Below are 17,277 nucleotides of genomic sequence, written 5' to 3'. Positions count from 1 at the left end.
CCGACGGACGCGCCCGCGCGTCAGGGCACCGCCGCGGGCTCGGCGACCGGGTCCAGGAGGCCCTCGGCGGCGAGCTCGTCCTGGAGCGGTCCCGGCCTGATCCAGGCGTGATAGCCGTAGCTGTGCACGTCGGAGAGCATGCGGGCCCCGGCGGCACTGCCCTCGGGCCAGGTGTCGCAGCCCAGGGTGATCTGAGCGTCGGAGGCGTTGCGGTCCGTGGTCACTCCCATCGTGGTGGGATGGATCCAGTAGGCCAGGAAGTTCTGCACCACCGCGTCGTCGCTGCTCCCGGGTGTGCAGGAGCGGTCGAACTCGACGGTGAGGGCGTCCCCGTGCGCGGCCTGGAGGCGGTTGATCTCGTCGGCGAGCACCGGACGACCCCCTCCAGCTGCTGGAAGTGGTCGGTGGCGCGGGTGGCGGCGAGCGTGCCCGCCGCCGTGACCACCAGCAGCGATGCGGCGAGCACGGGGGCGCCTCGGCGCCCGGTCCGGCCGATCGCCGTCAGCACGGCGAGCAGCGCCAGCGGCGGGAGGCTCGCCATCAGCCAGAAGCGGTTGTCGTTGGTGAGGCTCGGCACCAGCCCCCAGGGCCAGGTCTCCGAGGTGGCCTCGGGCAGCGTCCAGAACCACGGCATCACCCCGGGGATGTGCGCGGGAGTGACGTACCCCCAGGTGGGGGCGTCGGGCGCGAGCCACAGCACGGTCACGCCCACCAGCGCCACCGTGAGGGCGAGTGCGACGCCCACCACTCGGCGTCCCGCGCCGCGCAGCACCGCCGCCGCGCCCAGCGCCACCAGCAGCGCGGTGACAGGGTCGAGGTAGCGGCCGTACAGCCAGGCGTCCAGCCGACGCCAGGAGGCGAGGTACAGCTCCCCCTCGTTCGCCCACCGGCCCACCGAGAGCACGGCCACGCCCAGCAGCATCGCGGCCAGCAGGCAGGCGGGGCCGAACGCGCGCTCCCGCCGCAGCTCACGCCATACCAGCACCACCAGCACCACCAGGCCCACGGCCACCAGGCCCAGACTGCCGGCCGTCTGCTCCCAGGCCTGCCCCACGAGGGCGCGCACCATCAGCGACGGCCGGGACTCCCGCACTGTCCCCAGCACCTTCTCGTCCTGGCTGAAACCGCCGCCCAGGTACTGGTTCAGCAGCCCGCCGGACCAGAACGCGAGGGAGCCCAGCGGTGCCGCGACGGCCAGACCCGCCAGCGCCGCCCGCCAGGAGCGCAGGGTGAGCAGCAGCAGCCAGATCACGCAGGCGATCAGCAGCACCACGGCCCGGGCGTGCGTCGTGGTCAGCACCACCGCCGCGATCGCGAACACCGCCGCGCGCGGCACGGTGGGCCGCTCCCAGAGGCGCAGGGCGGCGAGCATCGTGCAGGCCAGGGCCAGGAAGAGCATCTTCTCGCTGGTCACGTAGCCGCTCTGCACGGCGCGGGAGGGCAGCGCCATCACCAGGGAGGCGACGACGGTCGCCTGCGGGACGGCGAGGCCCAGGCGGGTCACGGCGCGTGCCAGCGGCCAGATCGTGGCGAGCGAGACGACCACGCCGAGCGCGATCGCGAGCCGGTAGGCGACGGCGGGACTCCCGGTGACCCACCAGATCGGCGCGAGCACCACGCTCCAGGCGGGGAAGTACCCGGCCCCGCGCGGCGGGGTGGGCATCTCGCCCCCGGAGAGGAATGTCGAGTACTGCAGCAGCACCACTTCGTCGAAGGGGAAGGAGGGCGTCCTCGCTCCCCACGCGATCACGGTGTGGAGCACGAGCGCGAGCAGCACGCTCGCCGCCGCACCCCACTGCCAGCCGGCCCCGGGGGCGGGCAGCACCTGAGAGACCCGAAAGCGCAGGCCGCCGGCCCTGCGCGCCGCCCGCTCCCGCGGCACGGCCGGGCCGGCGGCAGCCTGCGCGCCCACGGGCCCCTCGTCAGCGGCCGCGGGCCGCAGCGCGCTCCATCACCAGCTCGGCGATGAGATCGGCCTGGGCGAGCGAGCGTCGCTTCACCTCGGGCAGGTACTGATCGAGCTTCCCCTGCACCTCGTCACGGCGTGCGGAGAGGTCCTCGAACCGGCTCCAGAGGTAGCTCGGCGTGAGCTGGTCGTGGCCGAAGGCCCACTCCTCGAGCTCGAACATCTCCAGCACCTCGCGGTACTTGTGGCTCCAGCCGATCACCAGGGTCGGCACCGCCATCGCGAGCGACGAGACCATCGCGTGGAAACGGCTGGCCACGAACAGGTCGCAGCGCCCGATGAGGTGGCGCAGCTGCTGGGAGCTCAGCTCTCGGTCCACGAACAGCACGTCCTCGCCGGGCACCAGCAGATCGTTGATCCGGGTGCACAGCGGCAGGTCGTTGTTGTGGGTCTTCTCGGTGCCGGTGCGCACGGAGTGCGGCACCAGCAGCACCTTCTTCCCGTCCCGGCGCAGGCGCTCGATGAAAGCGATCTGCTGGCCGACGTAGTCCTCGCCGCGGGCCTCGACCTTCTTCTGCAGCACCACGGAGGGGCACACGCCCACCACCTCGCCGTCGGCGAAGAAGTCGAGGTCCACGCCCGCCTCGCGCAGGCCCTGCTCCTCGGTGCCGTCCATCTCCAGGGAGAAGGCGTAATCGGCGCCCGCGACGAGGTTCGTCAGGCCCAGGCCCTCGGCGAACTCGTGGGTGATGCGGCCACGGGTCACGAGGGTCTGCGCCTTGGGCAGGAAGATCTTTGAGACGACGCGGTTGATCGGGTTCTTGAAGGGGCCCACGGCCTGGGCGCACTTGAACACCGGGGTGTGCAGGTTCAGCGCCGGGAGGATCGAGGCGACGTTGTAGAGCAGGAACTTCTCGCGGCCGTCGGTGAAGGTGATGCCGCCCTGGTCCAGCAGCACGTCGCTGTCAGCGAGCGCGCGGATCGCCGGGTGGCGGCGCAGAAGGCCGCGCAGCGGGGGCAGCAGCCGGTGGGCGAGCGCGAGGGAGTTGATGGTGACGCCGAGGGTCTTGGGGTCCGCGGCGACGACCTCGAGGTTCGGGTACGGGTTCTGGGCCCGGTCCTCCTCGGGGTACATGCTCAGCAACGTGAACTGGACCTCGCCGAGACGCTCGCCGAGGGTCTGCACGGCGCTCTCGAGCATGGCGGCGGCGCCCTTGTTGCCGGACAGCGCGGAACCGATGACGGTGATGCGGGGGGTGCTCATGGACGGATCTCCTGGGGGATGGTGCGTCGGACGATGAGATAGATCGCGGCGACGACGGCATCGCCGATCGTCGCCAGGAGGCGGGAGAGGAGGCTGATGACGATCGCCTCCGGAGCAGGGATGTACTGGCTGAGGACCAGCACGATGACGGCCTCGCGCACGCCGAGGCCGCTGGGCACGAGGATCGCGAGGATGCCCACGGCGCCGGCGAGCGCATAGGCGGCGGCGAAGGGCAGCCAGTAGGCGGGGGTGATGTCGCTGACCGTGGCGGCGATCAGCACGAAGCCGATGCCGTTGAGGATCCGCGGCAGCACGAACTCGAGCGCGGAGAGCGCGGCACGGCCGCTGGACAGGAAGTACTCCGGCGGCACGGAACGCTTGAGGAGCCGGCGCAGCGGGAGGTTCAGGATCCGGCGGAACGTGGGGGCGTGCAGCACCAACGCGGCCGGGATCAGCACCAGCAACGGGGCCACCATGAGGGTCGCGTTCTCGCCGAGGATCCCGGGGCCGAGGCTCACCAGCAGGATCACCAGCGCCGGGACGATCGAGGCGATCTGCAGGAACACGTTCTCGTAGACGAAGCTGATCAGCACCAGGGTGCGGCTGATCCGCTTCTTGCCCGCCCACAGCACCTTGTTCGTCACCGAGCCCACCTGCCCGGGGATGTACTTCAGCACCCAGGACAGGCACTGCACCGCGACCGCTTCGCGGGCGCTGATGCTCGCGCTGGGGTCGAGCCAGCGCACGATCCGGCCCCAGGCGGAGCCGGTGACGGCGACCGCGAGGGCGAAGAAGACGATCGCGAGCAGCCACCAGGGGCTGAAGCGCAGGTGCTCGGCGCGCAGCTCGGCCCAGTTGGCGGCGAGGGAGCGGGCGAAGAGGACGCCGACGAGGCCGACGACCAGGACCGTGACGATCCAGCGCAGCGCGCGCCGCCCTGCGGGGCGCCTGCGCGCCGGGGGCGCCGGGTCGTCGGCCGTGGTGGGGAGGTCCGTCATCTCAGTCGTTGTACCGCCGGAAGGTGTCCAGGGACTTCTTCGCGGAGTACGGCACCAGGCCCTCGTCGTGCGCGTACCCGAAGGCGATCAGCATCACCACGCGGTCGCTGGTGTCAAGGGAGAGGCGGCGCTGCATCTTCGCCTCGAGCGGCTCGAAGTCCGGCCAGTTGATCACCGAGGAGCTCAGGCCCAGGGTCTCGAGGGCGAGGATGAACTGCATCGCGGCGAGGGAGCTGTCCACGTAGATGGCGTGGCGGTCGCGCGGGCTGAAGTAGGACTCGAGCTTGCCGACCACCACGGCGACGGCCGGCACGTTGTCGGAGTAGCCGGCGGAGCCGAAGGGGATCGCGGCGACCTCGCGGGCCAGCGCCGGATCGTCGAAGATCCGGAACTCGTAGGGGATGCGGTTGCAGGCGGTGGGCGCCTGGCGGGCCACCCGCAGCGCCTTGTCGATCAGCTCCCGCTCCACGGGCTTCTGCTCGAACCAGCGCACGCTGCGGCGCTGCTGGGCGAGCAGCTGCAGCGAGTCGTAGGAGATGTCGCTCACCATCTCCTTGGGGTGAGGAATCTTGCCGGTGTTCTCGGCGCCGTGCTCGACCGCCTCGAAGCGGGCGCGGGCCGCCTCTACCGTGCGATCGGTGCGCGCGCTCACGCGGAAGTACTCGGTGAGCACGTCATGCGCCCACTCCATCTCCGACTGGTCCATGCTGCCGGGCGCCTGACGCCACTGCCGGGCCGCGGTCTCGTAGAACTCGATGGTCTCCGTGATGTAGTCGCGGGCGAACACGTCGCGGCGGGGCCGCATGATGAGCCCCTTCTCGAGCCGATGCACGTTGCGGCGCAGCTCCACGTGGGTGGTGCGGGAGGTGCTCTTGTTGCGGTAGTAGTTCCGGCGCCCGCGCAGCACCGCGGACTGCTCGCGGTTGAAGGCGAGCGGATTCACCGCGAAGAAGAGATGGGTGAGGATCCGGTTGGAGCCGAAGGACTCCAGGAATCCACGGTTCACCACCTCGTAGGTGCGGCGGATCCAGGTGATCGCCAGCAGGTCCTTGGCGATCTTCTTCAGCCGGTCGAGCACAGGGCCTCCCAGGAGTGATGGTCAGGGGGATGCGCCCTCCCCCGCGGAGCACGGAACGGCCCCGGGCGGGAGCTCCGGGTGCCTCCACCCGGCGCCGCGCACCGGGGCCGAGTGTACCCGCGCCCCGGTCGGGGCCCGGAGGGCGTGCGGATAGACTGCCGCGAGTCCGCCGCCCCTGTCGCCTCCTGGAGGGAATGCCGTGTCCGAGGCCATTCCCGGAGCCGCCCCTCCCCGCGGCCTGCGCCCCTCGCGCGCGAATCCGCACACGGGCTCCGGCACCCACCGCCGCGCCGACGGGACCTCCGTGACGGTGCTGCGCTCCTGGTGGTGGTGGGTGGCCGCGGCGGTCGCGGTGGGCGCCTGCCTCTACCTGCACTGGGAGATCAGCCGCTCGGCGATCGCGCCCCGCACTCCGTGGGACGAGATCCACCCCCTGGAGACCGCCCGCTATCTCGCCGGCGACCACGAGGTGCTGCCCCTCTCCGGCAGCGGCTACTACCCGGGCTGGGCGCTGATTCTCGCCCCGCTGTGGTGGTTCACCGATGATCCGGAGCGGCTCTACCAGCTCGCGGTGCTGATTGGGAACGTGCTGGCCGTCGCCACGATCGCCCCGTTGACCCTGCTTGCACGCCGCATGGGCCTCCCCGTCGCGCCGGCGCTCACCGTCTCCGCGCTGGCCCTCTGCCTCCCCGGCAGGACGGTGCTGGCGGACTACGCCCTCAGCGAGCAGGTGATCCTCTTCGTGCTGGCCTGGACGGTGCTGGCGATGCATGCGCTGTGGCGGCGCCCCACGGTGCTGCGCACGGTGGTGTTCGTGCTCTGCGTGGCGGCCTGCTACCTCACGCACTCCCGCGAGCTGGCCCTGGTGGCCACCGCCGGGGTGTGGCTGGCGCTGATGGCGGTGCGTCACTGGCGGGTGGCGGCGGTGGGGCTGCCGCTGCTGGCCGTGACGAGCCTCGCAGTGCGGCGGTTCTCCGCCCATGTGCTCGACGCCACCCTCCTGGGCGGCAGCGGCGGCAAGGAGGGCCTGCTGGGCCAGGTCTTCGAGAACGGTTCCGTGGGCCTCTTCGCCAGGGTGCTGCTGAACCAGAGCTGGGCGCAGGCGGTGGGGACCGCGGGGCTGGCCGCGATCGGCGCCGTGGTGGTGACGGCGTGGGCGGTGCGCGAGCTGCGGCGGTGGCGGATCGGTCCCGGGGTTTTCCTGCTGGGCACGTGCCTGTCCGCGCTGCTGCTGAGCGCCGTGTGGTGGACCCGGCCGGACTTCCTCTGGGCCGGGGACGGCTACGTGCGGCTGGACGTGTGGATCTACACCCGATACGTGGACCACGTCGCGACCCTGCTGGTGCTGGTGGCGCTCGTGGCGCTGGTGCGAGGGCTGCGGCGCGGCCCGCTGCTCGCGGCACTGGGACTCTTCGCCGCGGTGGCGCTGCCGGTGGTGCTGTGGGTCGCGAAGGACGTCGCCCTGTGGGGCGCGCTCGACGGCCCCGGCAACTCCTCGGCGCTGCTGAGCTGGGTCTCGATGTTTCCCACCGAGCCGTTCCCGCTCCCCCAGCTGCCCACCGCCGGCAACGAGAACAGGTTCTGGGTGTGGGCCTCGCTGTTCGGGGCGGCCGCGCTGCTGGCCGCCCTGCTGCTGCGCCGTGCCCCGCGCGTGCTGATCGCCCTGCTGCTCGCCACCGCCGTGACCCTCTCGCTGCAGGCGGATCCCTCGCAGCGGCGGGACGCCCCGGTGGCGATCGAGCAGGCCGTGGAGCGGGTCGAGGCCGTCACCGGCGAGCAGGCGGAGGTGGACATGGACTACTCTTGCAGCAGTCCGGGGCTGACCCGCCACCAGGTGATGAACTGGCTGGGCTTCTGGCTGTCCCCGCGGGACGTGGACCTCGCCGATCCGCCGCAGGGCACCCCGTTCGACTCCGAGTACGTGGTCTCCTGCGAGGACTGGCCGGAGGCGGCGGAGCTCGGGGCTCTGCGGGTGAGCGACAGCGGCTACTACGGCTATGCCCTGTGGGTGCTGCCCGGGGAGGAGCAGGCCGCGCTCGAGGAGGCGGGACTGCTGGACCGTTGAGATCACCCGCCGGCCCCAGCGCACCGCAGGGCCCTCTGCCCACCCCGTCCCCACCGATCGTCGCAGGAGCTCCTGAGTGACCACCCCCGAGTTCGTCCCCACGCACGGGGGCGCCCGGCGCAGCCCGGCCCCCGTGCCCCGCGTCCCCGGCACCGCCCGCCATCGCCGCGACGAGACGGCGGCGCGCACGGTCCCGCCCGTGGCCGGCACGGCCCGTGGGGACGCCCTGTGGTGGTTGATCGCTGTCGCCGCCGTGCTGGCGTGCACCTGGCTGTACTGGGACATCGCCCAGACCGCCCTCGCCCCGCGCACCCCCTGGGACGAGGGGCACCCGATGCAGACGGCGCGCTGGATCGCGGGCGAGCGCGGGCTCACGCCGGTCTCCGGCTCCGGCTACTACCCCGGCTGGGCGGTGATGATCGCGCCGGTGTGGTGGTTCACCGACGACGCGTATGCCGTGTACACCGCCGCCGTGTGGATCGGGAACCTGCTGGCGCTGGCCACGATCGCGCCGCTGGCGGCGATCGCGCGCCGCTTCGGGGTGTCCTGGCCGCAAGGGATCGCGATCTCCGCGGTGGTGATGATGTTCCCTGGCCGCTCCCTGCTGGCGGACTACGCGCTCAGCGAGCAGCCGCTGATGCTGTTCTACGCGCTCACCGCCCTGGCCGTGCACCGTCTGTGGGAGAAGCCCAGCTGGGGCCGGGCCGCCGCGCTGCTGGCCGCGGCGACCGGCGCGTTCTTCATCCATTCCCGCGCGCTGGCGCTGCTGGGGACGGTCGCGATCTGGTTCCTGTGCTTCTGCCTGCGCAACTGGCGGATCGGCCTGGCCGGCGCCGCGGGGGCGGTGCTGGTCTGGCGGGTGGTGGGCCCGCTCGCCGAGGCGCTCGCGGAGACGGTGCTGCTGCGCGGCTACGGCAAGGAGGACGTGCTGCTCCAGGGGCTCGAGAGCGCCTCGCTGGACCTGTTCGCCAAGGTGGTGCTGAGCCAGGGGTGGGTGCAGGCCCTGGGGTACCTGGGGCTCACCGTGGTGGGCGCGCTGATCGTCGCCCTGTCCACGGTGGAGGAGCTGCGCCGCCTGCGCCCGGGGATCCACACCTTCTACCTCGGCCTGGCGCTGTCGGCGTTCCTCATGAGCACCATCTGGTGGACCCGGGGCTACCTGCTGCTGCCGCCCGACGGAGGCCGCCGCTTCGACGCCTGGGTGTACTCCCGCTACCTGGACAACATCGGCGCGATCCTCTCGGTGATCGCGCTGGCGTACCTGCTGCGCCAGGCCTCGGCACGCCTGGTGGGCCTCAGCGCCCTCCTGTTCGTGCCCTGGGCCGCGCTGGTGGTGTTCTGGGTGGCGCCGAGCGTGCCGGTGTGGGGCTCCACGAACGGCCCGGCGAACGCCTCCTCGGTGCTCGCGTGGGCGGGACTGTTCCCGGAGGAGCCCTTCACCACGCCGCTGGTGCCGAGCCTGGCGAACCAGAACAGCTTCTGGCTGTGGGCCACGCTCGCCGTCCTGGTCTCCCTGGGCGTGCTGGCGCTGACGGTGCGCCGCCCGCGGGCGATGGTGGTGCTGGTGGGGATCGCGGCACTGGCCACGTCCCTGGTGGCGGATCCGGATCAGACCCGTTACCCGCCGCGGAACATGATCGCGGCGGTGGAGTCCGTGGAGCAGGCCACCGGGCAGGAGCGGATGGCGCTGGACTTCGACTACGGCTGCCCGCCGGAGCACGGCCCGAACCGGGCCGTGGCGCTGAACTCGATCGCGGTGTGGATGTCGCCTCGTAACCCTCACGTGGTGGAGACGCAGAAGGACGAGGAGTTCACCGCGGATCTGGTGATGTCCTGCGAGCACTGGGAGCGGGCCGAGGAGCTGGGGGCGCGCGCCGTGGTGGGCCGCCCCAGCTACGGCTACCGCATCTGGGTGCTGCCCGGCGCGGTGCAGGACGAGCTGGCGCGGCAGGGGCTGCTCGAGGTCGCGGAGTGATCCTGGCCGTGCCCCGCCCCTCACCGGCCGCGGCCCGGGACGGGGCTTGTATCCTCCCCTCATGAGAATCAGCACCATCGGTTGTGGGTATTTGGGCGCGGTCTACGCCGCGTCGATGGCGTCGATCGGGCACGAGGTCCTGGGCCTGGACGTCGATCAGAAGAAGGTCGACGACCTCAACCGGGGCATCGCCCCGTTCCACGAGCCCGGCTTCGAGAAGGTGCTCCAGGACGCCCTCGAGGCCGGCCGCCTCCGCTTCTCCACCGACTACTCCCTCGCCGCCGACTACACCGCCCATGTGATCTGTGTAGGCACCCCGCAGCTGATCGACGCCGCCGGCGCCGATCTCACCTACGTCCACGCCGCGGTCGATGCCCTGATCCCCTATCTCGCCGAGGACGCCGTGGTGCTGGGGCGCTCCACCGTCCCGGTGGGCACCGCCGCCTCGCTGCGTGAGCGCCTGCGCGCCGCCGGCCGCGAGAACGCGCTGGCCTGGAACCCGGAGTTCCTGCGCGAGGGCTTCGCCGTGGAGGACACCCTGCGCCCGGACCGCATCGTCTACGGCCTGCCCGAGGATCCCGCCGAGTCCGCCCGTGCCCGCGCGGTGCTCGACGAGATGTACGGCACGATGCTGGAGAACGGCACCCCGCTGGTGGCGGGCAACTACGCCACCGCGGAGCTCGTGAAGGTCTCCGCGAACTCGTTCCTGGCCACGAAGATCTCCTTCATCAACGCCGTGGCGGAGATCTGCGAGGCCACCGGGGCGGACGTCTCCGTCGTCGCCGAGGCGATCGGCCTGGACGACCGCATCGGCCCGAAGTTCCTCCGTGCCGGGATCGGCTTCGGCGGCGGCTGCCTGCCCAAGGACATCCGCGCCTTCATGGCCCGCGCCGGCGAGCTCGGCGTCACCGAGGCGCTCGGCTTCCTGCGCGAGGTGGACCACGTCAACAACCGCCGCCGCGACCACGTGGTGAACATGGCACGCAAGGAGCTCGGCGGCAGCTTCACCGGCAAGCGCGTGGCCGTGCTCGGCGCGGCGTTCAAGCCGGACTCCGACGACACCCGCCAGTCCCCCGCCCTGTACATCGCCTCGAAGATCTCCGGCCGCGGCGCCGATGTCGTGGTCACGGACCCGGCGGCGAACGCCCGCGTCCACGCCGAGCGCCCGAACCTCGCCATCGCGGCCGACGCCTACGAGGCCGCCGCCGGCGCGGACATCGTGCTGCTGCTGACGGAGTGGACGCAGTTCAAGGAGCTGGACCCGGTGCGGCTGCGGGAGGTCGTGGCCGCGCCCGTCATGATCGACGGCCGCAACGTCCTGGACCCGGCCGCCTGGCGCGAGGCCGGCTGGAGCTACCGCTCCATGGGTCGTCCCTGACGTCCTCCCCGGGTGCGCGACTCCGAGCAGGGACGGACCCCGGCCGACGAGCTCTCCGACTGGGTCCAGGACCCGGTCGGAGAGCCCGTCGGCCGCTCCTCGCGTCCCCGCACCCGGCTCGAGGACTGGCTCGCCGAGCCGGCGCCCGCGCGCAGCACCACCCTGGAGGACTGGCTGCAGGGACCGGTGGAGGAGTACGCCGAGCAGGAGGCGGAGGACGCCTGGTCCACCGGTGAGTCCGTCTCGGGGGCGACCGCCGCCGGCCGCTACGGCCGGCCCGGACCGGCCGACGAGGCCCCGGGGACCGACGGGAGCGCGCCCGCGCAGCCGGCCCGGAGCGACGGCCGCCGGCAGCGCCCCGCCTTCCGCGCCGAGCTGCACGGCCTGCGGGCGGTGGCGCTGGGCCTGGTCGCGGTCTACCACGTCTGGCTCGGGCGGGTCTCCGGCGGCGTGGACGTCTTCCTGTTCCTCTCCGCCTTCTTCCTCACCGGCACCTTCGTGCGCCGGCTCGAGAGCGGCCGTCCCCTGCGGATCCCGCACTACTGGCTGCACACCTTCAAGCGCCTGCTGCCGCCCGCGGCGGTGACGATCCTGCTCGTGCTCGCGGGCACCGCCGTGCTGCTGCCGCCCTCGCAGTGGGTCCCGGTGATGGAGCAGGCGGTCGCCTCGGCGATCTACCTGCAGAACCTGCTGCTGGCGGTGCTGCAGGTCGACTACCAGAACCAGGACGCCGGCGCCGCGTCCCCGCTGCAGCACTTCTGGTCCCTGAGCGTCCAGGGCCAGGCCTTCGTGGTCTGGCCGCTGCTGTTCCTGCTGGTGCGGCGCCGGGCCCGGGCCGGCAGGTCGGTGCGCCTGCCGCTGATCGCGATCGTCTCCGTGATCGGCGCGGCCTCGCTCGTCTGGTCGATCCTCTCCACCCAGTCCCAGCAGCAGATCGCGTACTTCGACACGGCCGCGCGGATGTGGGAGTTCGCGGCCGGCTCGCTGCTGGCGCTCACCCTGCCGCTGCTGGACCGGATCAGCGGCGCTCAGCGCCCGGAGGACGCCCAGCGCCCCCGCTTCGCCACGGCGAGGGCGCTGCTGGGCTGGGCGGGGATCGCCTCCCTCCTCGCCGTCGGGGTGCTGGTGGACGTCTCCTCCCTCTTCCCGGGCTGGATCGCGCTGTGGCCGCTGGCGGCGGCGGGCGCGGTCGTGGTCGCGGGGCACTCGGGCCGGCGCTGGGGCGCGGACGCACTGCTGTCCACGCGCCCGGCCGCTTTCGTCGGCGATATCTCCTACGCCCTCTACCTGGTGCACTGGCCGCTGCTGGTGATGTGGCTGCATCACAGCGGGCAGGAGCGGGCGGGGCTGCTGGACGGCCTCGCGGTGCTCACCGCCTCGGTGCTGCTGGCCTGGGCGCTGACCCGCTTGGTGGACGCGCCGATCCGCCGCTCGGCGTGGCTGGAGGCACGGCCCTGGCGGTCCCTGACCGCGATCGCGCTGAGCGTCGCCCTGGTGGCCGGGACCGCCGGGGCCTGGTCCCGCTCGCTGACCCGCGAGGTCGAGCCGGACCCCGCCGCGACAGCCTCCCCGGCCATGCCCACCGACGAGGTCCCCTCCGAGACGCCGCCGGAGGTGCTCCCCCGCGGCTGGGAGCTGAACGCCCAGTGGCCGGCGCTGCCGGAGGACTGCTCCGGGCCGTGGGAGCCGGCCACCGAGTTCCGCCACGTCCCCTGCGACCAGCTCCTGCCCGCCGATGCGGAGCCCGCCGGGGTAGTGGTGGTGCTCGGCAGCTCCCACGCCCGCCAGTACGTCCCCGCGCTGCTGCCCTGGGCGGAGGAGCACGACCTGCAGATCGTGAACCTGCACATGGACGGCTGCGACTTCGCGCCCGGCTCCGTGCGCGGCGAGTACTGCGACGGCTACGACGAGTACGCGCTGGAGTACCTCGACGCCGTCCAGCCGGACGTGGTGCTGACCACCTCGACCCGCACCTCCCCCGAGGGCCCCGAGGAGACGATGCCCGAGGGCATGGGCAATGCGGTCGAGATCCTCACCGCCCGCGGCATCGACGTGATCAGCGTCCGCGACAACCCGCGCTGGGAGGAGAACGCGTACTCCTGCGCGGAGGCCGTGATCAGCGAGGGCGGCACGCCCGAGGAGGCCGATGCGGCCTGCGGCGCGGACGCCGCGGAGAAGCTCGCGCCCGAGAGCCCCGCGGCCGGGCTCGTCGCCGGGGAGGGCGGAGGCACCCTGACCTCGCTCGACTTCAGCCCGCTGATCTGTCCCGACGGCCGCTGCTCCCCCATCCTCGGCGACAGCTACGTGTACCTCGACGACGACCACCTCACCAAGCGCTTCGTCCAGCAGGTCATCACCCCGGCGATGACGGAGGCGCTCGAGGGCCCGGACGGCCCCGGCAGCATCCGCGAGGCCGGCTGAGGCCCCGGCGCCCGGCCCGTCAAGCGGCCTGCCCGGCCCGATGGCCGCCCGCGCGCCCCGTCGGCCGCCCGCCCTCCCCGTCGGCCGCCGGCCCTCCCCGTCGGCCGCCCGCGCCGGATGGTTCAATGACGGGGTGATGTCGTTCTCCGCCGCCTCCCCCTCGCCCCGCGCCCGTGCCGCCGCCCTCGACCTCGGCGCCTTCGTCACCGCCTCCCCCTCGAGCTTCCACGCCGCCCGCGAGGCGGCCCGGCGCCTCGCGGAGGCCGGCTTCACCGAGCTGGTCGAGACCGCGCCCTGGTCGGCCGAGGACGTCGCGGGCGACCGCTACGTGCTGCGCGACGGCTCGCTGATCGCCTGGACCGCCCCCGCGGGCGCGGACGCGGCGAGCACCTTCCGCATCGTCGGCTCCCACACCGACTCCCCCGGCCTGAAGGTCAAGCCCGATCCCCGCCTCGGCGCGGAGGGCCTCGCCCAGGTGGGCGTCGAGATCTACGGCGGCCCGCTGCTGAACTCCTGGCTGGACCGGGAGCTGCGCCTCGCGGGCCGGCTCGCACTGGCCGACGGCACGACCGTGCTCGTGGACACCCCCGGCCTGCTGCGCGTCCCGCAGCTCGCAGTGCACCTGGACCGCGCGGTGAACAAGGACGGCCTGACCCTGGACCCGCAGCGGCACATGCAGCCGATCCTCGGCTTCGAGGGCGTGGACGTGCTGGAGATCCTCGCCCACCACGCCGGGGTGCGCCGCGCCGACGTGGTCGGCCTCGACGTGGTGACGGTGGACGCGCAGGCCCCGGCGCTCTTCGGCGCCGACGAGGAGTTCCTCGCCTCCGGCCGGCTGGACAACCTCACCTCCGTGCACGCCGAGGTCGAGGCGCTGCTCGCCGTCGCCGCCGGTGAGCGCCCCGGCAGGGCCGACGGGCCCGCCCCGATCGCGCTGATGGTCGCCAACGACCACGAGGAGGTCGGCTCCGCGACCCGCTCCGGCGCCGCCGGCCCCTTCCTCGAGGACGTGCTGGTGCGCGTCCACGCCGCGCTCGGCGGCGACGAGGCGAGCCGCCGGCAGGTCCTCGCCTCCTCGCTCGTCCTCTCCGCGGACGCCGGCCACGCCGCCCACCCGAACTATCCCGAGCGCCACGACCCCGTGAACCGACCCCGGCTGGGCGAGGGCCCGATGCTGAAGATCAACGCGCAGCAGCGGTACGCGACCGACGCCGTCGGCATCGCCGCCTTCGTCGCCGCCTGCGAGCGGGCCGGCGTGCCGCACCAGCACTTCGTCTCGCACAACGCCATGCCCTGCGGCTCCACGATCGGTCCGATCACCGCCACGCGCCTGGGCATGACGACCATCGACGTGGGCATCACGCTGCTGTCGATGCACTCCGCCCGCGAGATGTGCGCGACCGCGGACCCGCTGCTGCTGCAGCAGGCCTGCGCGGCGTTCCTGCGCGGCTGAGCCGCCGCCCCGCTCCCCCGCCCGTGGTCCCCGCGCTGGCGCTGGGCGGACGCCGCCCCGCAGCGCTCCTGGGCGGTGGCCACCCTCGCCCTGCTGATCGGGCTCGACCTGCTCCCGGCGGTCTGCCCCGCGAAGGGGTGCCCGCCGCTGATCGGGAACGTCCACGTCATGTTCGACCAGGACCACGCGACGGCGACCTGCAGGGAGTCGGCCGGCGGGGAGGCGGACCGGCAGCTCACGGAGGCGGGCTCCCCCTGGTGAGCCTGCCCCGGGCGCTCAGCCCTGCGGGGCGCTCCCCGCGCGCTGCGCGATCGCCTCGACCGTCTCGACCGCGGCGCGGGCCCGGACGGTCGCCTCGTGCTCCTCGCCGTGCTCGCGGCGCGCGTCCTTGAGCAGCTCGTCGGCCTGGTAGTAGGCGTCCTCGAGCTGACCCGCCTCGGCCGTGGCCTCCGCGAGCTCGGCGCGCAGCGCGATCGCCTCGGGCGTCGTCGATTCGCCCTCCTCGAGCAGGGTCAGGAGGCGACGGGTGGCGTCGTGGACGCGCTCGGCCGGGGTGCTCATCAGGGATCTCCTCGTGCGGTGGGGCGGGACCTCGGCCCCGATCCTACGGGCGACCGCCCCGGGGCCGGGCCCGGCGGGCGACCGCCCCGAGCGGCAGTAGGCTGACCACGAGATGGAGATCAACCCCTACGACTCGCGTCTGCGCATGCTGCAGCAGATCGACACCGTCGCGATGCAGCGCGAGGCGGCTCCCGACGAGGAGACCGCCGGCTGTCCGGGGTGCCCGTTCTTCTGGACCTGCCCGGTGCCGCACCGCGGCGAGGAGGTCCGCGTCCCGCAGGAGCCGGCGGCGGCCGAGGTCGAGGAGCTCCTGCCGGGCCGTCGCCCCTTCGTGCCCCGGGACGAGTCCGACGTCGGCTGGACCGACGTGTGGGTGGACGAGGACGGCCTGCGGATCGACCCCGAGGAGCTCGAGCAGCCCGAGCCGGCGCAGGAGCTGGAGCCGTCCGCGGAGTCCGCGCCGCCGCAGGAGGAGCCTGCGCGCCGTCGCCGCTGGTGGAGGCGCTCCCGGGGCTGAACGACGCGCACCGGTCCAGGTCCCGAGAGGCTCAGCCCTCGGCGTCGTGCCCGGCCGGGCAGCCCCCGCCGCGCAGGGTCCGCCGGGCGAGCTCCGCGCCGGTGGGCCGGCCGCCGACGGCGAGGGCGGCCGCCCCCGCCAGGCCCGCGAGGTCGGCGGGGCCGGGCGGGACCGTGCGGTCCACGCGCATCCAGCCGGCCGGCACGGGCTCGACCGCTCCGGGCGCGGCCGGCACCGGCGAGTCCTCGGCACCCTGCGCGGCGGAGATGTCGATCCCGAAGATCGTGTGGAAGGCGGAGACGTACTCGTCGGCGAAACCGGTCTCGGCCAGGTGCCGGGCCCGCTCGGCAGGCTGGTGCATGACCCTGGCGAGGATGCGGCGCACCGAGCGCTCGAGCTGGTCGGCGGTCTCCCCGGAGACGTCGCGGCGCAGGCGGTCGATCTCCCCGTCGGCCGCGTCGAACACCTCGCGGCGCAGGGCGGCCATCGCCGGGTCGATGCGGCGCACCTCCTGCTGCTGGCGGAAGGCCTCGACGTTCTCGGCGATGATGCCGCGGGCGGTCACCAGCGCCGGGTCCTCGCCGTCCGGGTCCTCCCGGCGCAGGTCCTCCAGCCCCAGCACGGTGATGCCCTTGAGGTGGCGCACGAGGGGGTGGAGGTCGGAGTGCAGCGCGAGGTCGAGCACGACGGTGCGGCCCGCGTTCAGGAACAGCTCGGGGAACAGCGAGGTGCCGCGGCCGGAGGCGGCCAGCACCAGGTCGGCCTCGCGCAGCGCCCGCTCGAGACCCTCGGCCTCGACGGCCTCCGCGCCGTGGCGCTCGGCGAAGCCCGCCGCCCGCCCGGACGGCGAGAAGACCTGCATCCGGGAGACGCCGCGGCGGGCCAGCTCCGACAGCCCCAGCCGGGCGTAGGCGCCGGTGCCGACGATCAGCACGCTGCGGCTCTCGAAGCCGCCGAGCTGCATCCCGGCGCGGTCCAGCGCGACGGAGGCGCCGGAGCGACCCGCGGCGCCGACGGGGGCCTGGGTGGCGACGCTCTTGGCGCAGCGGAAGCCGTGCTGGAAGAGGTCGTGGAGCATCGAGGTGGTGCGACCGGCGCGGCGCGCGGCCTCGTAGGCCTGCTTCACCTGGTGGGAGATCTCGGCCTCGCCCATCACGATCGACCGCAGCCCCGAGGTGACCTCGAACAGGTGCTGCGGGACGGGGGCGTCCATCGCGGCGTCGAAGCAGAGGGAGACCACCTCGCGGTCCAGGCCGCTGGTGCGGGAGACCGCGTCGATCACGAGCTCGACGCCCTCGTGGAAGCGCTCGGTGTCGAGGTAGACCTCGAGCCGGTTGCAGGTGCTGAGCACCACCGCTCCGGAGACGACGGGCGGGGCGCCGACGGCCTCGGCGCGCTCGGCCTGCAGCTCCTCGAGCGCCTCGGGAAGGGACTCCGCACCCCGGGTCAGGGCGTCGAGCATCTCGAGGTCGAGATGCTCGTGGGAGGCACGGAGAGCAGCGAGCATGATCCTCAGTCTAGGCACGTCCGCCCGTCGCTCCACCCCCCGGAGGACCTGTCTGGCGACGCCGCGCGCGAACGTGTGCACAATGGGGGCGTCATGAACCAGAACCCCATGTCAGAGCCCCTTTTTGCCGACGGTGCGTCAGATCGATCGCGAC

The 17,277-nt window shown here is 73.4% G+C and carries 14 protein-coding genes; 7 read left to right on the top strand and 7 right to left on the bottom strand.

The features are described from left to right. Window positions 1-20: 20 nt before the first annotated feature. The 5 genes from RBL05_RS12800 to RBL05_RS12780 are packed head-to-tail and all read right to left on the bottom strand — an operon-like array spanning window position 21 to window position 5,246. Window positions 21-269, bottom strand: a complete 249-nt coding sequence (locus RBL05_RS12800) for a hypothetical protein (protein ID WP_318603679.1) — start codon at window positions 267-269, stop codon at window positions 21-23. Continuing rightward, complete coding sequence (locus RBL05_RS12795) at window positions 221-1,912, bottom strand: hypothetical protein (protein ID WP_318603678.1); 1,692 nt, start codon at window positions 1,910-1,912, stop codon at window positions 221-223. The genes RBL05_RS12800 and RBL05_RS12795 overlap by 49 nt, the downstream gene beginning before the upstream one ends. A 10-nt stretch (window positions 1,913-1,922) precedes the next feature. Continuing rightward, complete coding sequence (locus RBL05_RS12790; protein ID WP_308739135.1) at window positions 1,923-3,170, bottom strand: polysaccharide pyruvyl transferase family protein; 1,248 nt, start codon at window positions 3,168-3,170, stop codon at window positions 1,923-1,925. Beyond that, window positions 3,167-4,168 carry a lysylphosphatidylglycerol synthase domain-containing protein gene (locus tag RBL05_RS12785; RefSeq protein ID WP_308739136.1) on the bottom strand — a complete coding sequence of 334 codons (1,002 nt, stop codon included), beginning with the start codon at window positions 4,166-4,168 and terminating at the stop codon, window positions 3,167-3,169. The genes RBL05_RS12790 and RBL05_RS12785 overlap by 4 nt, the downstream gene beginning before the upstream one ends. 1 nt (window position 4,169) lies before the next feature. Next, window positions 4,170-5,246 (bottom strand): nitroreductase family protein, encoded by a 1,077-nt coding sequence (locus RBL05_RS12780; RefSeq protein ID WP_308739137.1) that lies wholly within the window; start codon window positions 5,244-5,246, stop codon window positions 4,170-4,172. 199 nt (window positions 5,247-5,445) lie between these two features. Here RBL05_RS12780 and RBL05_RS12775 point away from each other — a divergent pair, with 199 nt between their 5' ends. The 6 genes from RBL05_RS12775 to RBL05_RS12750 all read left to right on the top strand — a co-directional run bounded on the left by RBL05_RS12775 (window position 5,446) and on the right by RBL05_RS12750 (window position 14,799). After that, entirely contained in the window at window positions 5,446-7,311 is a 1,866-nt protein-coding gene (locus RBL05_RS12775; RefSeq protein WP_308739138.1) for a hypothetical protein, read from the top strand. 76 nt (window positions 7,312-7,387) lie between these two features. Continuing rightward, window positions 7,388-9,286: a hypothetical protein gene (locus RBL05_RS12770; RefSeq protein ID WP_308739139.1), complete on the top strand. Its 1,899-nt coding sequence runs from the start codon at window positions 7,388-7,390 to the stop codon at window positions 9,284-9,286. A 61-nt stretch (window positions 9,287-9,347) separates the two neighbouring features. Further along, window positions 9,348-10,664, top strand: coding sequence for a UDP-glucose dehydrogenase family protein (locus tag RBL05_RS12765; protein WP_308739140.1), 1,317 nt, complete (start codon window positions 9,348-9,350; stop codon window positions 10,662-10,664). A gap of 12 nt (window positions 10,665-10,676) precedes the next feature. Then, window positions 10,677-13,085 (top strand): acyltransferase family protein, encoded by a 2,409-nt coding sequence (locus RBL05_RS12760; RefSeq protein WP_308739141.1) that lies wholly within the window; start codon window positions 10,677-10,679, stop codon window positions 13,083-13,085. Window positions 13,086-13,221: 136 nt separating this feature from the next. Further along, a complete protein-coding gene (locus RBL05_RS12755; protein WP_308739142.1) occupies window positions 13,222-14,538 on the top strand; it encodes a M18 family aminopeptidase in 1,317 nt (438 codons plus the stop codon). Window positions 14,539-14,613: 75 nt separating this feature from the next. Further along, window positions 14,614-14,799 (top strand): hypothetical protein, encoded by a 186-nt coding sequence (locus tag RBL05_RS12750; RefSeq protein ID WP_308739143.1) that lies wholly within the window; start codon window positions 14,614-14,616, stop codon window positions 14,797-14,799. A gap of 15 nt (window positions 14,800-14,814) precedes the next feature. Here RBL05_RS12750 and RBL05_RS12745 read toward each other — a convergent pair whose 3' ends face one another. After that, entirely contained in the window at window positions 14,815-15,099 is a 285-nt protein-coding gene (locus tag RBL05_RS12745; protein WP_318603677.1) for a hypothetical protein, read from the bottom strand. 112 nt (window positions 15,100-15,211) lie between these two features. Here RBL05_RS12745 and RBL05_RS12740 point away from each other — a divergent pair, with 112 nt between their 5' ends. Further along, entirely contained in the window at window positions 15,212-15,616 is a 405-nt protein-coding gene (locus RBL05_RS12740; protein WP_308739145.1) for a hypothetical protein, read from the top strand. 31 nt (window positions 15,617-15,647) lie between these two features. On the opposite strand, the gene RBL05_RS12735 is transcribed toward RBL05_RS12740, so the two are convergent. Further along, window positions 15,648-17,123: a glutamyl-tRNA reductase gene (locus RBL05_RS12735; RefSeq protein WP_308739146.1), complete on the bottom strand. Its 1,476-nt coding sequence runs from the start codon at window positions 17,121-17,123 to the stop codon at window positions 15,648-15,650. Between the last annotated feature and the right edge of the window lie 154 nt (window positions 17,124-17,277).

The organism is Brachybacterium sp. GU-2, assembly GCF_030866705.2.
In the GTDB taxonomy this organism is placed as follows: domain Bacteria; phylum Actinomycetota; class Actinomycetes; order Actinomycetales; family Dermabacteraceae; genus Brachybacterium; species Brachybacterium conglomeratum.
This window is presented reverse-complemented; position numbering and strand designations above follow the sequence as displayed.

What these genes read in the sequence shown, in the direction of transcription:
- RBL05_RS12790 (WP_308739135.1), bottom strand. Translation starts at nt 3,170, where the DNA reads ATGAGCACCCCCCGCATCACCGTCATCGGTTCCGCGCTGTCCGGCAAC.
- RBL05_RS12785 (WP_308739136.1), bottom strand. Translation starts at nt 4,168, where the DNA reads ATGACGGACCTCCCCACCACGGCCGACGACCCGGCGCCCCCGGCGCGC.
- RBL05_RS12765 (WP_308739140.1), top strand. Translation starts at nt 9,348, where the DNA reads ATGAGAATCAGCACCATCGGTTGTGGGTATTTGGGCGCGGTCTACGCC.
- RBL05_RS12755 (WP_308739142.1), top strand. Translation starts at nt 13,222, where the DNA reads ATGTCGTTCTCCGCCGCCTCCCCCTCGCCCCGCGCCCGTGCCGCCGCC.
- RBL05_RS12745 (WP_318603677.1), bottom strand. Translation starts at nt 15,099, where the DNA reads ATGAGCACCCCGGCCGAGCGCGTCCACGACGCCACCCGTCGCCTCCTG.
- RBL05_RS12740 (WP_308739145.1), top strand. Translation starts at nt 15,212, where the DNA reads ATGGAGATCAACCCCTACGACTCGCGTCTGCGCATGCTGCAGCAGATC.
- RBL05_RS12735 (WP_308739146.1), bottom strand. Translation starts at nt 17,123, where the DNA reads ATGCTCGCTGCTCTCCGTGCCTCCCACGAGCATCTCGACCTCGAGATG.